This window comes from Gillisella terrae, from assembly GCF_004801395.1.
Lineage (GTDB): Bacteria > Pseudomonadota > Alphaproteobacteria > Rhizobiales > Rhizobiaceae > Allorhizobium > Allorhizobium terrae.
Map to the genome: position 1 here is coordinate 13,163 of NZ_SSOA01000011.1, position 17,492 is coordinate 30,654.

Annotated in this window: 11 protein-coding genes; 8 read left to right on the forward strand and 3 right to left on the reverse strand. The window is 55.8% G+C overall.

The features are described from left to right. The first annotated feature begins 106 nt into the window (after positions 1-106). From E6C51_RS16790 to E6C51_RS16810, 5 genes are all read left to right on the forward strand, one after another. Positions 107-1,402: an extracellular solute-binding protein gene (locus E6C51_RS16790; RefSeq protein WP_190236834.1), complete on the forward strand. Its 1,296-nt coding sequence runs from the start codon at positions 107-109 to the stop codon at positions 1,400-1,402. 94 nt (positions 1,403-1,496) lie between these two features. Next, complete coding sequence (locus tag E6C51_RS16795) at positions 1,497-2,390, forward strand: carbohydrate ABC transporter permease (RefSeq protein ID WP_407920828.1); 894 nt, start codon at positions 1,497-1,499, stop codon at positions 2,388-2,390. Next, positions 2,387-3,229: a carbohydrate ABC transporter permease gene (locus E6C51_RS16800; protein WP_146937340.1), complete on the forward strand. Its 843-nt coding sequence runs from the start codon at positions 2,387-2,389 to the stop codon at positions 3,227-3,229. The genes E6C51_RS16795 and E6C51_RS16800 overlap by 4 nt, the downstream gene beginning before the upstream one ends. Before the next feature lie 33 nt (positions 3,230-3,262). Beyond that, positions 3,263-6,283 (forward strand): alpha-mannosidase, encoded by a 3,021-nt coding sequence (locus E6C51_RS16805; protein WP_190236836.1) that lies wholly within the window; start codon positions 3,263-3,265, stop codon positions 6,281-6,283. Between the two features lie 79 nt (positions 6,284-6,362). Further along, a complete protein-coding gene (locus tag E6C51_RS16810) occupies positions 6,363-7,580 on the forward strand; it encodes an ROK family transcriptional regulator (protein WP_190236837.1) in 1,218 nt (405 codons plus the stop codon). A 13-nt stretch (positions 7,581-7,593) separates the two neighbouring features. Here E6C51_RS16810 and E6C51_RS16815 read toward each other — a convergent pair whose 3' ends face one another. Then, positions 7,594-8,649 carry an ROK family transcriptional regulator gene (locus tag E6C51_RS16815; protein WP_190236838.1) on the reverse strand — a complete coding sequence of 352 codons (1,056 nt, stop codon included), beginning with the start codon at positions 8,647-8,649 and terminating at the stop codon, positions 7,594-7,596. 157 nt (positions 8,650-8,806) lie between these two features. On the opposite strand from E6C51_RS16815, the gene E6C51_RS16820 reads away from it, so the two are divergent. Beyond that, on the forward strand, positions 8,807-10,531 hold the full coding sequence (locus E6C51_RS16820; RefSeq protein WP_190236839.1) for a metallophosphoesterase family protein: 1,725 nt from the start codon (positions 8,807-8,809) through the stop codon (positions 10,529-10,531). A gap of 81 nt (positions 10,532-10,612) precedes the next feature. Here the strand turns inward: E6C51_RS16820 and E6C51_RS16825 are convergent, their stop codons facing one another. Both E6C51_RS16825 and E6C51_RS16830 read right to left on the reverse strand, forming a co-directional pair. After that, positions 10,613-13,714, reverse strand: coding sequence for an efflux RND transporter permease subunit (locus E6C51_RS16825; protein WP_146937350.1), 3,102 nt, complete (start codon positions 13,712-13,714; stop codon positions 10,613-10,615). A 9-nt stretch (positions 13,715-13,723) separates the two neighbouring features. Beyond that, the gene (locus E6C51_RS16830) at positions 13,724-14,848 is read right to left on the reverse strand and encodes an efflux RND transporter periplasmic adaptor subunit (RefSeq protein ID WP_190236840.1); all 1,125 of its coding nucleotides are present in this window, start codon (positions 14,846-14,848) and stop codon (positions 13,724-13,726) included. Positions 14,849-15,313: 465 nt separating this feature from the next. Between E6C51_RS16830 and E6C51_RS16835 the strand changes: the two genes are divergently transcribed. Together E6C51_RS16835 and repA are read left to right on the forward strand one after the other, a co-directional pair. Beyond that, positions 15,314-15,964, forward strand: coding sequence for a TetR/AcrR family transcriptional regulator (locus E6C51_RS16835; protein ID WP_146937354.1), 651 nt, complete (start codon positions 15,314-15,316; stop codon positions 15,962-15,964). 333 nt (positions 15,965-16,297) lie between these two features. Next, complete coding sequence (repA, locus tag E6C51_RS16840) at positions 16,298-17,491, forward strand: plasmid partitioning protein RepA (RefSeq protein WP_146937356.1); 1,194 nt, start codon at positions 16,298-16,300, stop codon at positions 17,489-17,491. Position 17,492: the final 1 nt, after the last annotated feature.

Consider the following 17,492-nt stretch of genomic DNA (forward strand, 5'->3'; position numbering starts at 1 on the left):
CAGACACCCGATCACCGCACGGAGCGGGCGTTGACCTGTGGTTGAGCGCCCGCAATTGAGGGTTTCACGCATGGCATGCAGGGCCTTGCGATCTTGGGAGGAAGAGATGAAAAACAACACGCATGCTTTGGCGCTGGCGGCCCTTATGATAGCCCCCACCGTAGTCAATGCCAGTGACATGATCACCGGCGACACGGTTGGCCCGGCTGACGCCGCCAATAAAATGACATTTCGCATGACAACGGATGGCCCGCGCAACAATGATCCGGTGGTGGCGGAAGGCTATGGCAAGCTGTTTAACCAGTTTATTGCCAAACATCCCGGCTGGCGCATTGAATTGCAGATGATGTCAGGCGACATTGGCCAGGAACAGGCCAGATTGGTTGAACAGGCCAAATCCGGCAACGCGCCCGATTGCGCCGCCGTCGATTCCTTTGTTCTGCCGCTGTTCAAAAAGGCGGGCGTGCTGAAATCCTTCTCACCCTATTTTACCAAAGAAGAAATTGCCCAACTCTTTCCCTATATCCGTGAAGGCATAACCGGAACGGACGGACAAATTTATGCCTGGTGGTGGTCCACCGATCTGCGCGTGCTTTATCGCAACAAAGAGATCATTCCTGATGCGCCGCAGACCTGGGATGAAACCAAGGCCGCCGCTTTGCAATCGGTCAAGCAAGGCATGGAAGGCATTCTGTTTAACGGTTCGCGCTATGAAGGCACGACGTTTGATTGGCTGGCCAATTTCTGGGCGCAAGGCGGCAAGCTGGTGGATGATGCCGGAAAACCCATCTTTGGCGAAGGGGCAGAGCGCGAAAAATTCGTCAAGGCGGTCAATTACTATCGCGATCTGGTCAAATCCGGTGCGGCCCCCAAGCGGGTTGCCACCATTGGCAATTATGATGATTTCAATGCCGCAGCCGCAGCGGGCACAACGGCACTGTTTGTCGGTGGCAATTGGCAATATGCGCAGCTGCAATCGGCATTGGAGCCAGAAGAGCTGGCAAAATGGACCTTCTCGCCCCTGCCCGGCCCCACCAAGGACCAGCGCTCGACCGGCACCGGCGGCTGGACAGTCGCCTCTTTCGCCTCCGATCCTGCCAAGGTGAAAATGTGCGCCGATCTGGCCCGCGAGGTGTATATGGGGCCAGCCAATGAGGTTCAGGGCCAATTGCCCACCCGCGCCGATCTCTATGACAAATACAAGATCTTTTCCTCTGACATCAACAAAGCCTTTTCCGAAGCCTTGAAAGTGGGCCAGGCCCGGCCCGGAGCACCTGTCTATCCTGAAATCTCCAATCAGATTCAGATCATGATGGGCAAGGTGTTGACAGGCACGCAAGACACGGACGCTGCCGTGGATGAAGCCTTCAAGGCCTCGCTTGCCGCTTACAAACGTCAGTGAATGCCGTTTGAGGCTGCGGGGCATCGCTCCGCAGCACTTTTATTGACCTCAGAAGGTGTAATCCATGACAACCATCAGCGTGCAGGCGAGCAAAATGCCGGGCATGGCCCGAAGCCGCCACCGACCCAAGCCAGCGCCTTGGCTTATGCCGCTCATTCTGGTGCTGGGCGTTTTCTATCTCTACCCGGTGCTGGATGTGCTGCGTCTGGCTTTCACCCACGCCACTTTGCTCGGGGATGAAGGCGGCTACACGATCTCAACCCTGATCAACACGCTGACCCGCGCAGAAATTCCGCAAATCCTGTGGGTGACGCTGACCTTCACGGCGGGTTCTGTTCTGGCGCAACAGCTGTTTGGGCTGGTGATTGCGCTGGTGGTGGTCAGAGCGGAAAAGCGCAGGCTGTTTGGTGCCACAGTTTTGCGCACCACAGCGCTGATTGCCTGGGTGGTGCCGGGCATTGCTGGCGGCATTATCTGGAAAATGCTGTTTAATGAGGCCCCGTTTGGCGGTCTGAACAGCCTGCTCAGACTTGTGGGTGCTGGCCCCGTGCAATGGCTGTCCGATCCTCATCTGGTGATGTGGTCGGTGGTTTTGTCGAACGTGTGGCGCGGCACCGCTTTTTCCATGGTGGTGATGTATGCCGCCATCAAGGCCATTGATCCGGTGCTCTATGAAGCGTCTGCCGTCGATGGGGCGCGGGCCGATCAGCGACTTCGCTATATCACCTTGCCACAGTTGAAGTCGGCCATTCTGGTCAATCTGATTTTGATCACCATTCAGACGCTCAACACCTTTGACGCCATCATTTCGCTCACCGGCGGCGGGCCGGGACGCGCCACAGAAGTGCTGTCGCTCTATACGTTCAATGTGGTGTTTCGTAATTATGATCTGGCGGCGGGTGCGGCTCTCTCCATTCTCATGCTGGTCATCTCGCTGGGGCTTGCCTTGATCTATGCCGCCTTTTTGCCAAAAGGAGATGACGCATGAAGGCGCGCACCAGTGAACGTCTTGGTGATGGGTTGAGCTATCTTTTCATGCTCGTCACCTTTGCCTTTTTCGCCTGGCCGCTGTTGTGGCTTTTGTCTTTGGCGCTTCGCACCCGCAAAGAAGTGTTTTTAGGCGTCAGCCGCTTCATTCCCAAGGCACCAACGCTGGATAACTTTGCGATGATCCTGTCGTCCGACAAGTTCATCTCATACCTTTGGAATGCGTTGAAGCTTTCCAGCCTGTCGGCTGCCGGATGCCTGATTGTCGCCCTGCCCGCCGCTTACGCCTTTTCGCGCTTTCAGTTCAAAGGCAAAGGTGTTTGGATGATGGCGCTTTTGTCGGTGCAGATGATTTCGCCGCTGGTGATCATGGTGCCGCTCTATCGTTATATGGCGGCGATTGGCCTGCTGGACAGCCATTTTGGCACCACCATGGTCTATGTGGCGCTGGCGGTGCCAGTCTCGACCTGGATCTTGAAAGGCTCGATCGACGGCATTCCCAAAACGCTGGACGAAGCGGCGATGATGGATGGCTGCACCCGCTTTGGTGTGTTCGTTCGTGTCATCTTACCGTTATCGACCCCCGGTATAGCCTCTGCCTTCATCATTGCCGTGATCAGCGGCTGGTCGCAATTTCTGGTGCCCTTCCTGCTGATCACCAAGGAATCCCTCACGCCGATTGGTGTCGGCATTTTCCAATATGCCGGAACGCAAAATGACTCCTCCATCCAGCTCCTCGCGGCGGCCTGCCTTGTGTCGGTTGTGCCTGCCATTGTCGCTTTTCTCGCGCTCCAGCGCCTTATTCTGGGCGCGATGACAGCCGGAGCCGTGAAGGGCTGAACCCACTTTGTTGAAAGACTTTAGGAATCCATCATGAGCCTTACCTATGCCCAACGTCTTGAGCGGCTTGAAGTCCGCAATGCCGAGTTCCAGTTCTGGCGCGCCCGTAAAACCGTGGAGGTTACAGGCTGGAAGTTCAACGACCAACCGATCAACATCGGCGAGGCCTGGCCCCACAAAACCCCGCCCATTGGCTTCACGGCTGATGTCACCGTGCCGGAAGGCTGGCCGCTGGCAGACACCTATCTTTATCTCAACCTGGGCGGCGAAAGCCTTTTGAGCATCACAGCTTCTGATGGCACCACCAAGCGCTATGGGCTTGACCCCTACCACCGCGAGTTTTTAGCCCCATCACAGAGCTTCTCCTTGCAAGCCCAATCGGTTCCGCGCCTGCCCTTTGGTGAGCCGGTGCGCGCACCCAAGCTGGAACGCTCTGAGCTGTTCTGGATTGACCGTTCGGTCGATCGAATGTGGTTGCTGATGCGCCAGATTGCCGAGGCGCTCCGGGTGCTGGAAGGCCATGACGTTGTGCCCTATCTGCTGGATGCCGCAGAACAGGCTTTTTATGCCATTGATTGGCCATCGGCGACCGCAGACTATGTGGCCCGCACGGCACCGGCCGTGATGCAGCAAAAGATCTGGCAATTGCCAGAGCTGAAGGCCAATCCGGATGGCCTGACCGATGCGCAACGCGGCACGTTGGATCAGGCCTATGATGCCTTGATGGCCCGCCTTGGTGAGCTTCAAAAGCGCTTCCCCCCGCAGGGCAAGGTGGCGCTGACCGGCCATGCCCATATCGATCTGTGCTGGCTGTGGCCCTATGACGAGACGCGCCGCAAAATGCGCCGCACGTTTCATACGGCACTTTCGCTCATGGAAACCTCCAAGGATTTCCGCTTCAACCAATCCACCGCCCATTATTACTGGCAGTTGGAAGAGGATGATCCAGAGCTGCTTGATCGCATCGTGGATCGTGCCAAGGACGGCCAGTGGGAAACGCTGGGCGGCATGTGGATTGAGCCAGACACCAATATGCCGACGGGCGAAAGCCTGACGCGACAGGTTCTCTACGGTCAACGCTATTTTGAAAAGCGGTTTGGCACGCGCCACAGCGTGTGCTGGCTGCCGGATTGCTTTGGTTTTGCCGGAGCCCTGCCCCAGCTTCTCAAACAGGGCGGCATGAAAAGCTTCTTCACCATCAAGGTCAATTGGTCCGAGAGCAACCATATCCCCAATGATCTGTTCTGGTGGGAGGGGCTGGATGGCAGCCGCGTGCTGGCCCATTCGTTTGACAATCCCATGGAAGGCTATAACGGCTTTGTGCGGCCAGACTGCACCACGCCAACCTGGAAGAACTACCGCCAGAAAGACCGCCACGATACCACGCTGCTCTGCGTTGGCTATGGCGATGGCGGCGGTGGTCCAAGCCCGGAAATGGTGGTGCGCGAAGAACAGCTTCGGGTGTTCCCCGCTATCCCGGAAGCCCGCTGGACCCGTGTGCATGACTTCTTTGAAGATGCCCACACGATGGCGAAAACCACGCCGGTCTCAGTGTGGAAAGGCGAGATTTATCTCGAACTGCACCGCGCCACGCTGACCACCCAAAGCGCCATCAAAAAACTGCACCGCAAGGCCGAGCGCAGCCTCATCACCGCTGAAACATTGGCCTCACTCGGTCATCTGCTGGGGGCAGAGCCGCCGCGCTCACTGGAGACGGAATGGCGGGTGGTGCTGAAAAACGAGTTCCATGACATTTTGCCCGGCTCCTCGATTGCCGAGGTCTACGTGGATGCAAAGGCCGAGCTGGAACAGGTGCTGAAAGATGGCGCAGCGGCGCAAAGCGCGGCGGTTGAAGCCATTCTTGCGCAATTGCCGCAAGGTGATGGCGGTGCTGTGCTGGTGATCAACCCCACGCTAAGCCCGCGCCCAATCCGTCTGACCTTAAAGGATGAGAGCATTGCGGCGGACGGCATGGTGCCTGCCCTTAGTATAAGTGTTTTGCCAGCCAGCGCCCTTGACCCAAAATCGGGTCTGAAAGCCACCGACAGAGTGCTCGAAAATGACATTCTCAAGGTAACACTGGCCGATGACGGCTCCATCGCCTCTATCATCCACAAGCCGTCTGGCCGCGAGGCGGTTGAGGGCGGTGCCAACCGGCTGTTTGCCTATACCGCCGATAAGCCCCGCAATTGGGATGCCTGGGATGTGGAAGAGGATTATGGCCAAAAAGCCGAGGAATTGAGCGGATTTGACTCGATTGAGCTGGTTGAAAACACCGCCCATCTTGCCGCCATCCGCATCAAGCGCACTTTCCGCGATTCCACCATTGTGCAGACTTTGAGCCTTACGGCCAACGCCCGCCGTCTGGATATTTTCACCGAGATTGATTGGCACGAGCGCCGCGTCATGCTGCGCACGGAGAATGGCGTAGCTGTCAGCGCCAACCGCGCCACGTGTGAAGTGGCTTACGGCGTGGTGGAGCGTCCGACCCATTCCAACACCTCTTGGGATGAGGCGATGTTTGAGGCCCCGGCCCATCGGTTTATCGATCTGTCCGAGCCGGGCTTTGGTGTGGCGCTGCTGAATGACGCAAAATATGGCCACTCGGCTAGGGGCAATGTGCTGGGCCTGTCCCTTCTGCGCTCGCCGATCTATCCTGATCCCATGGCCGATGAAGGCTATCAGTGCTTCACCTATGCGCTGATGCCCCATGAAGGCGCTTGGTATGAAGGTCAGGTGCGCGAAGAGGCTGATGATCTCAATCAGCCGCTGATTGCCGTGCCCGTGTCAGGCAAAGCGGTTGGTGAATATTGCCCGCTTACGGCTCAAGGTCTTGATGTTGCGCTCTCGGCCATCAAGCCTGCCGAGGATGGGAATGGCCTGATTGTGCGGATTTATGAGCCAGCCGGTCGCCGGGGTGGTTTCACGCTTGCACCGACCGATGGTTGGGCGGTCAGCGAAGCCCTCAGCATTCTGGAAGAGCCGATGGATTGCGATGCGGCAGCGCTGAAACCCTTTGAGGTCAAGAGCTGGCGTCTATCGAAATCGGCTTGAAAATGCTTTTGTTGCGCACGTCTATGGTGCATTGTCTTCTCGCGGCGACCACACGGCCGCGAGGAGAACAATAAAGACCATGCGTTATTCAGGAGCCAATGGCGAGCAGGCAGCCGCCCTGAACCGGGCGATGATCCTGAACGCCATTCACCGTGGCGGGCCTATTTCGCGCACCGAGATTGCCAAACGCTCGCGGCTGACCAAACAGGCCGTCACCCGCATTGTTGATAAATTGCTGGATGAAGGGCTGGTGATGGAGGCGCGCCGACGTCAGGGCCTGCGCGGCCAGCCCGCCATTGAGCTGGAGATTGATCCCGAAGGAGCCTTTGCCATCGGGGCCAATATTGACCGCGACCACCTGACCATTGTGGCCGTGGATGCGGTGGGCAATGTGCGCGGGCGCATTCACCACGAGCTACGGTTTTTGCTCCCCGATGCCTTTGTAAAGCTGATGGAGGACGCCGTTTCATCCTTTCTGCGCCGCAAGGTGATAACGGAATCGCGGCTGACCGGCATTGGCCTTGCCATTCCCGACTGGTTGGGCGAAGTGCAGGTGATTGGCTTTCCTGAGAGCTACCGCCAGTGGAGCGGTTTTGATGTGCGCGCCGCCCTCTCAACGATCACCGACCACCCGATCTATATCGACAATGACGCCAATGCTGCCGCATTAGGCGAGATCGAATATGGGCTGGGCACGGAAATGCGCAGCTTTTTCTATATTCTCATCTCCGCCTGTCTGGGCGGCAGTTTGATCATCGATGGCATTCGCCACAAGGGTGCAAATGGCTTGGGCGGCGAAATCGGCTGGTTGTCAATGGCCGTCACGGAAGGGCCTCTGGAGGGCGAAACCCGCCCGATTGGCGATATGCTGTCGCTCTCGGTGCTGATCAATCATCTGGCAGAGCATGGCATTGCCATTGCGCATCCTGCCGATCTTTTGACGCTGGAAGGCAGCGAGAGAGCCGTGCTGAGTGCATGGCTGAAGAAAATGGCCGTCAACCTCGCCGAAGCGGTGATGGACATTGGCATGGTGGTCGATCCGGATGGTGTCATTCTCGGCGGGCGCCTGCCGGTGCGTCTGGTGGATGAATTGCTGTTCTATGTGCATGAAGAAATTGCACGCCACGGGGCAATCGCACCCAGCCTGCACCGCGCCGCTGCCTCGGAAGATGCCGCAGCTTTGGGGGCCGCAGCCATGGCGCTGGCAGATCGGCTGTGTCTGCCATCCGCTGATCCCGCCCATCGCCACCACACGCCTCTGACGGCGGCCATGCGCCCGTCGCACGGGTTTGTTTAAGGAAAGACCCTTCTCAATGCGATTTGGGCAATAACAGCTCGATAAAGGGTGCCACCGCCGCACCATAAACCGGATCACGGCCGGGAAAGCTCAAGGGACCAACCGAGGGTATCCAGCCGGTTGGCACAAAATAGCGCTCTTTTTCAAGCCGGGCTTTGGCGATTTCGTCAATCAGCCGTTTGATAACATCCTCCGGCAGATCGCCGCCCAGCAGCACAGAGCCCGGCGATAGAAATCCGGCAATGGTGACCACGCCATCCAGCAGACGCCGCGCCGCCTGCTTGATCCAGCCCTCGACATCCCCCTCCTTAGCCATAAATGCGCGAAAGGATGCAGCACTGGCGGCCATATCTAGCGTGCCTTCGCCAAGACCAGGCCGCATGGCCCCTATCGCCCCTGCCCTGCCATGGCTGCCGCGATAAAAGCGGCCATTGATCATGAACCCGGCCTGCACCTGATCGCCGATCAAAACAACCACCAGCCCGCCTTCAGGCTCGCCGACCCCAAACAATTTTTCGCCAGCCAAAACGGCCTCAGGCTTAGACAGCGAAAAACAGGGCAGATCGTCAAACAGCACCGTAAATTGAGGGTCAGCACCAGAGGAGATCACACCAACGCCAAGAGGGGCCGGAAAACCCGCCTTCGCCTGACGGATGCGAGCAATGGCCGCAAAAAACGCCTCATCGCTCTCAAACTCTTCACTCAACACCATGGTGCCAGCAAGATCACACAGCGCAACGGCACCGCCCTGAGGCCTCCGCTCAATGCCCAATCCGTAGGCACCCGATGGAACCAGCGAAAATTCGGCGGCCTGATAGCGCGTCTTGGTCTGGCGCTTTCCCTGACTGACAAGCCCCGCTCCCAGCAGCCGTTGCACGATGCCCGTGATAGCGGGTTCTGTCAGCTTCAATCTTGCGGCAAGCTCCTGACGGGTCATTGGCCCTTCCCGCAGCAAAAGGGCCGAGATGGTGCGGCCATTGTGGTCGGCGATATCTTCGGGGCTAAGGCCTTGAGCTGCACCCTCCGCCAAAGGCCGAACCGTCTGATGCCGTACAAGTCGTCGCGCCACAGTCACATTTCCATCAAGCGGTTACACTGTCATCCTGTCGTCATACATCACCCCAAAGCAATAGAACAGCAAGCAAATAGGCCGCTGCAATGTCAAAGCCCCAAAGACGGAAGCCTGCCGATTGACACAATGAAAACAGCCTGATGAAAGTATCACCATGACAAACAACACTGATTTCTCCATCGCCGTCATTGCTGACGCGCATTTTCACGATATCGACGGTGATTATGGTGTGCCGGGCTTGGGCCATCGCAGTCTGACATTGCGCACATGGGATGATACCCGCACCTCAACACGGGTTTTCAATGAGAGCGCAATGGCGCTGAGAGCAGCGCTGAACGAGGTCGCAACCCGCAACATTGGCCATGTGGTGCTGCTGGGTGATTATACCGATGACGGCCAACGCCTGACCACACAAAGCGTTGCAAAACTGCTTGCCGACCATGAGAAGCGCTTTGGCACCCGCTTTTACGCCCTGCCCGGCAATCATGATATTTTCGGCCCCAACGGTCGCCATCAGGCCAAGCGTTTTTTGCAAGCCGATGGAACCAGCAAACTCGTGACCAGCGATGCGGCAGAAGATACACCAGACAATCTTTTAAACCCGCACATGTATTGCGAGGGCTATCCGCTGGGGCTGAACCCCATGGCCGCCTTCGGCTATTTTCGCCGCGCTGACGATCTGCACTGGGAATCCCCCTTTGGCCTGAGCGATGATCCGGCCAGCCGCATCTATGCGGTTTCCTCCCCGGATGGGCGAAACCACTATCGCCTGATGGATGCTTCCTATCTGATCGAGCCGGAGAAAGACCTTTGGTTGCTGATGCTGGATGCCAATGTGTTTGAGCCCCGCGATGGCGATTTTCCGGTCGGCTCCGAGCAGGCCTTCATCGACAGCACCGCGGCTGGCTGGAATGCCATGTTGCGCCTAAAACCCTTTATTTTCGAATGGATTGCCGATGTCGCAAAGCGCGCCAAAGAGCATGGCAAAACACTTCTGACTTTTTCTCATTATCCAGTCATTGATCCCTTTGATGACCCGGAAAACACCGGCAAAACCTTGTTTCCCAACAGCAACATGGCCAAGCGCAAGCCATCCGATGCGGTGGCAGAGGCCCTGATCACTGCTGGCATCACCGTGCATTTTAGCGGGCATTTGCATGTGGAGGGCGTCACCCGCCATGCCAATGATGATGGTCAGTTGATCAATGTCGCAGTGCCCTCGCTGGTGGCCTTTCCGCCCGCCTTCAAGCATCTGACCCTACAGCGTGATATGCTTGCCATTGACACGATCGATCTCTCAGCACTGCCGGTCGATCCGGACATTATGGCAGCCTATCAGCATGAAACCACGCAAACAGGTGCCGTGCCGGACGCTGCGATTTTTGCGCAGACCTATGGCGCATTCCTGCGCCTGCATCTCACCGCCCTTGTCGAACATCGCTTTTTTATCCGCGAATGGCCGCGCGATGTGGTGGCCTGCCTTGCTCCGATGTCCGTGCAACAACTCTGTCTTGACCCGCGCACACGCCCCGCCAGACCGGATAATCTGGGGCTTGAGGATAAACAAGACCTCGCCGATCTTTCCGTCGTTGAGATTGTCTCAGACTGGTATTGCCTGTGGCATGGCGGAGGGCGGGCATTGCCGATTTTGGGCGAAAAGCGGCTCGCGCTTTTGCGATGGCTGGCCGATCTTTACGCCGAGCCTGCGGACAGCGACACGTCTATCACAGAATTTCTTGCCGCTTTCTTCAAAGCCCTGCGCCATTTTTTGAGCCGGGCCGAGCATGACATCACGCAGATTTCGCTTTTGCCTGCATCACTACTGCATAATTCCTTAAATCGGAATCGATTTAAGGAGAAAATTATGCAGCAGATTTAAAGTGTTACAGCACCGTGCGCCATATATGGCGCACGGTGCTGTAAAGCATGTCGCAGTGAATCCTATGCACGGCGGCAGGCTTCAGTGTGCCGGAGTATGCCCGACTGCGGCCTGCCCTTCCGCTGGCAGATCATCGGCTTCTGGCGGTGTGTAAGACTTTGCAATCAACACATAGGCGGCTGGCACAACAAACAGCGTGAACAGCGTGCCAATCGACAGACCTGTTGCAATCACCAGACCCATGTTGAAGCGTGATGCCGCCCCTGCCCCGGCTGCGGTGATCAGCGGAACAACACCCAGCACCATGGCGGCTGTGGTCATGAGGATCGGGCGAAGCCGGACTTCAGCCGCTTCAATAATGGCCTGACGCTTGGACATGCCGGTATTGCGATGCTCATTGGCCACTTCCAGCATCAGAATGCCGTGCTTGCTCACAAGCCCCATCAGCGTCACCAATCCCACCTGCGTATAGATGTTGATGCTGGCTCCACCAATGCCAAGACTGATGAAAATCAACGCTCCCGCCAGCGACATGGGCACAGAGACCAGAATGACGATGGGATCGCGGAAACTGTTGAACAGAGCCGCAAGCGACAGGAAGATGATAATCAGCGCGAAAGCGAAGGTGGTGACAAAACCGCCCGATTCCTGCTGAATCTGCCGCGACTGCCCGCCATAATCAATTGTATAGCCGGGTGGAAGCGTCTTGGCGGCCAGATCTTTCAAGGTTTCCAACGCATCGCCCATGGCAACGCCAGGCATGGCAACGCCGGAAATTGTCGCTGCATTGACCTGCTGGAAATGGTTCAAGGACTGCGGCACGGTGACGGTTTCAATCCGCGCCACGGTCGACAATGGCACGCTCGTGCCATCGCTGGTCTTGATATAATAATTCAACACATCCGACACATTCAGGCGTGACTGCTGCTGAACCTGCGGAATGACCTTGTAAGAGCGACCATCAAGGCTGAAATAGCCTGTGTAATTGCCGCCCAGCATGGTGGCCAGGGCACCGCCCAGGTCAGACATGCTCAAGCCAAGTTGGGCCGCCTTGGCGCGGTCAAACACCACCCGCGATTCCGGTTGGTTGAACTTCAGATCATTGTCGAGAAAGATGAAACGACCCGTCTTCAAGGCATCGCCAATGAATTTTTGGGCAACATCATTCAACGGTCCGAAATCATTGGTCGTAGAAATCACAAACTGGATCGGAAGCCCGTTACTTCCCGGCAATGGCGCGGGCTGGAAGGCCACGGTTTTCACACCCGCAATACCATTCAACTCGTTCTGAATTTCAGGTTGCAGGGTTTTGGTTGTTTCCTTGCGCTGATCCCAGGGCTTGAGAACCCAACCGGCAATCGATTGGCCGGGGGTGTCGATCTGGAACACGACGTTGGTTTCTGGATGTTTCTCAAAGATGTTATAGGCCTGTTTGCCATAAAACTGGCGCTGTTTGAGCGTGGCCGTTGGTGACGCTGTTGTCAGCGCCAGAATAACGCCTTGATCTTCTGCAGGTGCCAGCTCTGTCGTGGATGACGCATAGAGCCAATAAATGCTGCCCAGAATAATCAAACCGAAGGTGATAACCACCGGCATGGTGTTCAACGTTCCTTCCAGAAGACGCCGATACCTGCGGCTCAACCCCTCCATGGTCCGATCAATGAAATGAACAATGCGGGCTTCGACAGTTTGACCATCACGCGGAATAGGCTTGAGCAGATAGGCGCAGGCCATTGGCGAAAGCGTGAGGGCGATGATGGCGGAAACCGTCACCGCACCCGCCAAGGTAAAAGCAAACTCGGTAAAGAGCGCGCCCGTCAATCCGCCTTGAAAGCCAACCGGTACGTAAACCGCAATCAACACCACCGTCATGGCCACAATCGGATTGGCAAGCTCACGCCCGGCCTGGAGGGCAGCCTGTATCGGCCTCATGCCTTGATCCATATGGCGGTTCACCCCTTCCACCACGATAATCGCGTCATCCACCACAAGACCAATGGCCAGAACAAGCGCCAAAAGTGTTAGAAGATTGATGGAAAAGCCCAGCGCCAACATCAAGGCAAAGGTGCCAATCAGCGACAAGGGAATGGCAACGATTGGGATAAGCACCGCCCGCCAGGAGCCAAGGAAGGCGAAGACGACCAGCGTGACAATGACACCCGCTTCCAGCAGAGTGTGAATAACCTCATTGATGGAGCTGTTTACGAAATCGGTGGAATCGTAGATAATCTGGCCGGAAAGCCCGGCAGGCAATTGCGACTGGATGGCGGGAAAAGCCGCTTTGACGCCATTGATGACATCCAGAAGATTGGCCGCTGGTGCCACCTGAATGCCAACATACACCGCAGTTTTACCATTGAAGCTGGTAGCGGAATCGTAATCGTCATTTCCAAGCGTCACATTGGCAACGTCACTCAGATGAATGAGCGCACCATTGGACTCTTTGAGAACCAGATTTTTATAATCAGCCAGTGAGTGCAAATTGGTCGAGGACGACAGGTTGACCTGAACCATCATGCCTTTCGTGGTGCCAAGGCCAGAAATATAGTCGTTGCTTTTCAAAGCATTGGCGACATCCGTGGCGCTCAGGCCATAGGCCGCAAGCTTGACAGGATCAAGCCATGCGCGAAGGGAAAAATTCTTGCCGCCCAAAATTTCGGCGGTCTGCACGCCCTGCACTGATTGCAGTTTGGGCTGAACGACACGGGTCAGATAATCCGTGATCTGGTTGGGAGCCATGACATCGCTGGCAAAGCCGATATACATGGAGTCAATGGTTTGCCCGACTTTCAAACTCAAGGTCGGCTGTTGGGCCGATGACGGCAGCTGGTTTCTGACCGAATTCACCTTGGTGCTGATTTCTGTCAGCGCCTTGCCTGAATCATAATTCAGACGCAGGTTCACGGTGATGGTGCTCACCCCCGTCTGGCTGGTGGATGTCATGTAATCAATGCCATTGGCCTGCGCGATTGCGTTTTCCAAAGGCGTGGTGATGAAACCTGCGATAATGCTGGAGTCAGCCCCGGCATAGGTTGTCGTCACGGTAACGATGGCGTTTTCCGTGCGTGGATATTGCAGGATCGGCAGGGTGGTCATCGATCTCAACCCCAGCACGAGGATGAGCGCGCTGACCACAAGGGCCAGAACCGGCCTGCGCACAAAAATATCGGTAATGCTCTTCATGGCGAGGTCCTATTGATCCTTGATCTCAGGCGCATTTTCGAAAGTCGGTACATGGCTGTTGTCGATTGTCACCGGCGTGCCATTGCGAAGCTTGATCTGCCCGGCAATCACCACCTGTTCGCCTGCCTTTACCCCATCGATGATCGCAACATTGTCACCACGCGTGGCACCTGTTTTGATAAACATCTGACGTGCGACACCATTTTTGCTGTCATTGGCTGTTGGGTGATCGACAATAAACACGCTGTCGCCATAGGGATTATAGACAATGGCAGTCTGCGGCAGAGTGATGAGTTTCTGGCTGGAGCCAATGTTGATCTTGACGCGGCCGAACATGCCGGGCAACAAAAGTCCATCCGGGTTGCTCATTGTCGCGCGGATCTGCACATTTCTGGACACCGGATCGACCTTCGAATTGATGGCAGAGATTTTGCCCGGAAAGGTTTTGCCGGGATAGGCGTCAACCGTGGTCGTCACATCCTGACCAACCTTGATCTGGTTCAGCGCCTGCTGGGGCAGGTATAAATCAACGTAGAGCGTATCCAGCGCCTGCAAGGTGACGATGGTGGTACCGGCGGTCAAATATTGCCCAAGATCCACGTTTCGAATGCCGAGCCGGCCGGCGAAAGGAGCCCGAAGGGTCTTTTGATCGATAATGGCCTGCTGCTGCGCCACAAGTGCCTGAGCGTTCTTGAGGTTGGCGCTGTCGCTATCCACCGTGGCCTGACTGACGGCGCTGACCTTCTGCTGGTCTTGAGCGCGCTTGAGCGAGATGGCGTAATTATCGGCCGTCGCCTTGAGGGCGGCCAGCTTGGCAATGTCGTCCTCGGCAGAAAGCTTCAAAAGGCTTTGGCCAGCCACCACCGTGTCGCCCGATTCAAAGCTTTTTTCCTCGACAATCCCGGACACCTGCAATGCCAGATCGGCACCATTCACCGCTTTCAGCGTGCCAACAGCCTCAACTTGATCTTGCCAGTCACTGACATTTGCGTCCGCCGTCGACACCGTCTGTGGTGGATTGGCCATTCCGGCCATCACTTTTTGGATGATACCGGCCTTGAAGGTTTGGAAGCCATAAAGGCCGCCAAAAACTGCACCGGTTGCGAGCAACATGATCACCATTCGTTTGATCATTGCATGAGGACCTTCTTCACTGGGTTTGTTCGTCTGATGTTGCTGCTAGCGCACTGCACGTTGTCAAAACGCTTATGGAGCACGATAACAGTTTAATTTTCCTACATATTTCTTACTTAACGGTTCAAACATCTGCACCAACCATTGTTCACGGCGGAAAATCCTGCGCCAAGCGGCGTGCAAAGAATGAGAACACAGTGAGGCAAGGTGGCGCAATTCAAAAATGAACTGAACCGTTCAGTTCTATTGCGGATCAATGCAATAAGGATTATCCTCTGTCAAGACAAAAGCACGACACCACAGCGCCCCTCACCAAATATGGCGCACAAAGGGCGCTGTAATGCTTTAAATCTGCTGCATAATTCCTCAAATCGACTCCGATTTAAGGAACTATGGAGTGTCTTTTGGATTGTAAACACCAGTGCGTGATGGGTTTGAACGAACACTGAGGAGGAGCAGGAAGAGATGGGTGACACTCAATCACTGAAACCAAAAAGTGACGATCGTAAAACCAAGAAATGCCAATTGGTGCTCGATACCGCTGGCCGCATCTTCATGGAACAGGGCTATGACCGGGCCAGCATGGATCTGATTGCGGCAGAAGCAGGCGTGTCAAAAGCGACGATTTATGCCTATTTTGAAAACAAGGAAGCGATTCTCTCTGCCTTGATCATCCAAGGCTGCGAAGACGCGGGCATCCACACTCTTTGGGACACCAGCCTGCCAATCAATGACATTGAAATGGCTCTTCGCCATATTGCGCGCAATTTCACCAAACTGTTTTTAAGCGAACAATCCTTAGGCATTTACAAGTTGATCATTTCCAATGCCTCGAATTTTCCAGAAATTGCCGAGGTGTTCATGAATGCAGGGCCCAGAAAACACTATCGTGATCTGGACGCCTTTTTTCGCCAAGCCATCGCAGAAGGTCATTTGAAGATCGACAATATCGATATGGCGGCAAAGCAGTTTCTCAATCTCGTGCAGGGCGACTTGCATATCAACTGGGCCTTGTCGATGAAGCGACCGAAACAAAGCGAATATGATGCCCTGATCGAGGGTGGCGTTCGCGTTTTTCTCGCGGCCTATGGCACGCAGCGACCGCAACTGGCGTAAAGAAGATTAAAGCTGAAAAAGAAAAAGGCCTCCCAACGTTTCCGTCGCGGAAGCCCTTCTCATAACCTTAAGCACAACACGAATCGCATTTTCGCGAATCATAGTCAAGAATCACCCAGCTAAAATTCATCACATCATCAAAAAATTCGGACTGTTTCCATGCTCACAAGGCGTCGTCCGCGGACGACCATTTGCCGCCATGCCCCTCCTGCGTTTAGTGAAAACAAAATTCTTGGTTAAATATTTGTAAATTGGTAACGAATCTGCGCATAGTGTATTTGCGCAGTTATGGCGTTTTTTGCAAAAAATGCGCAGTTACCCCGAGGTTTTCAAATGCAGCCGAGCCCAATCATTCAAGATCCGCAAGAGCACCTGCCCACCGTGCTGTCCACGGATGCACAAGAGCTATCCTATCAGCTTCAACAACATCAGGCGAAAATTTTCCCGCCGCAAGCGCGAAAATCGCTGCGGGCATTTTCCCCGGCGGAAGCTGCCGCTTTCATCGGCATTGGCGAGGGCTATTTGCGGCAGGTGGCCGCCGATGGTCACGGGCCTGAGCCCTTGGCCAATGGCCGCAGGCTGTATACGGCCCAAGATATGGACCATATCCGGCGGGTGCTGGACGAGCGCAACGGCGCGCCCAAATATGTGCCGCACCGCCGCGAGGGCGAAAAGCTGCAAGTCATCTCCGTCATGAACTTCAAGGGTGGCTCAGGAAAAACCACGACCTCGGCCCACCTTGCCCAATATCTGGCACTGAAAGGCTATCGCGTTCTTGCCATTGATCTCGATCCGCAAGCCTCGCTTTCGGCCTTGTTTGGTCATCAGCCAGAGATTGATGTGGGCGAGGGCGAAACCCTCTATGGGGCGATCCGCTATGATGCCCCTCGCCCGATTGCCGAAATTGTCCGCGCCACCTACACCCCCAATCTTCATCTCATTCCCGGCAATCTTGAGCTGATGGAATTTGAGCATGAAACCCCGAAAGCAATGATGGCCGGCAAGGCGGAATCGATGTTCTTTGCCCGCATAGGCGAAGCCTTGACCGAAATTGAAAGTTTCTACGATGTGGTGGTGGTGGATTGTCCGCCGCAGCTTGGCTTTTTGACCATGTCGGCCCTGTGCGCCGCCACATCGGTGCTGATCACCGTGCATCCGCAAATGCTTGACGTGATGTCGATGTCGCAGTTTTTGACCATGACCAGCGAGCTGATGTCGGTGGTGGAAAAGGCCGGGGGCCGCACCAGTTATGATTGGATGCGCTATCTGGTGACCCGTTTTGAGCCCAATGACGGACCACAAAGCCAGATGACCGGCTTCATGCGGGCCATTTTTGGCAATCGCATGCTCAACAATGCCATGGTCAAATCCACCGCCGTTGCCGATGCTGGCGTGACCAAACAAACGCTTTATGAGGTCGATCGTGCCCAGTTTACCCGTGGCACCTATGACCGCGCCATGGAATCGCTCGCGCTCGTCAATGGTGAAGTCGATACATTGATCCGCAACACCTGGGGTAGGAGATAAG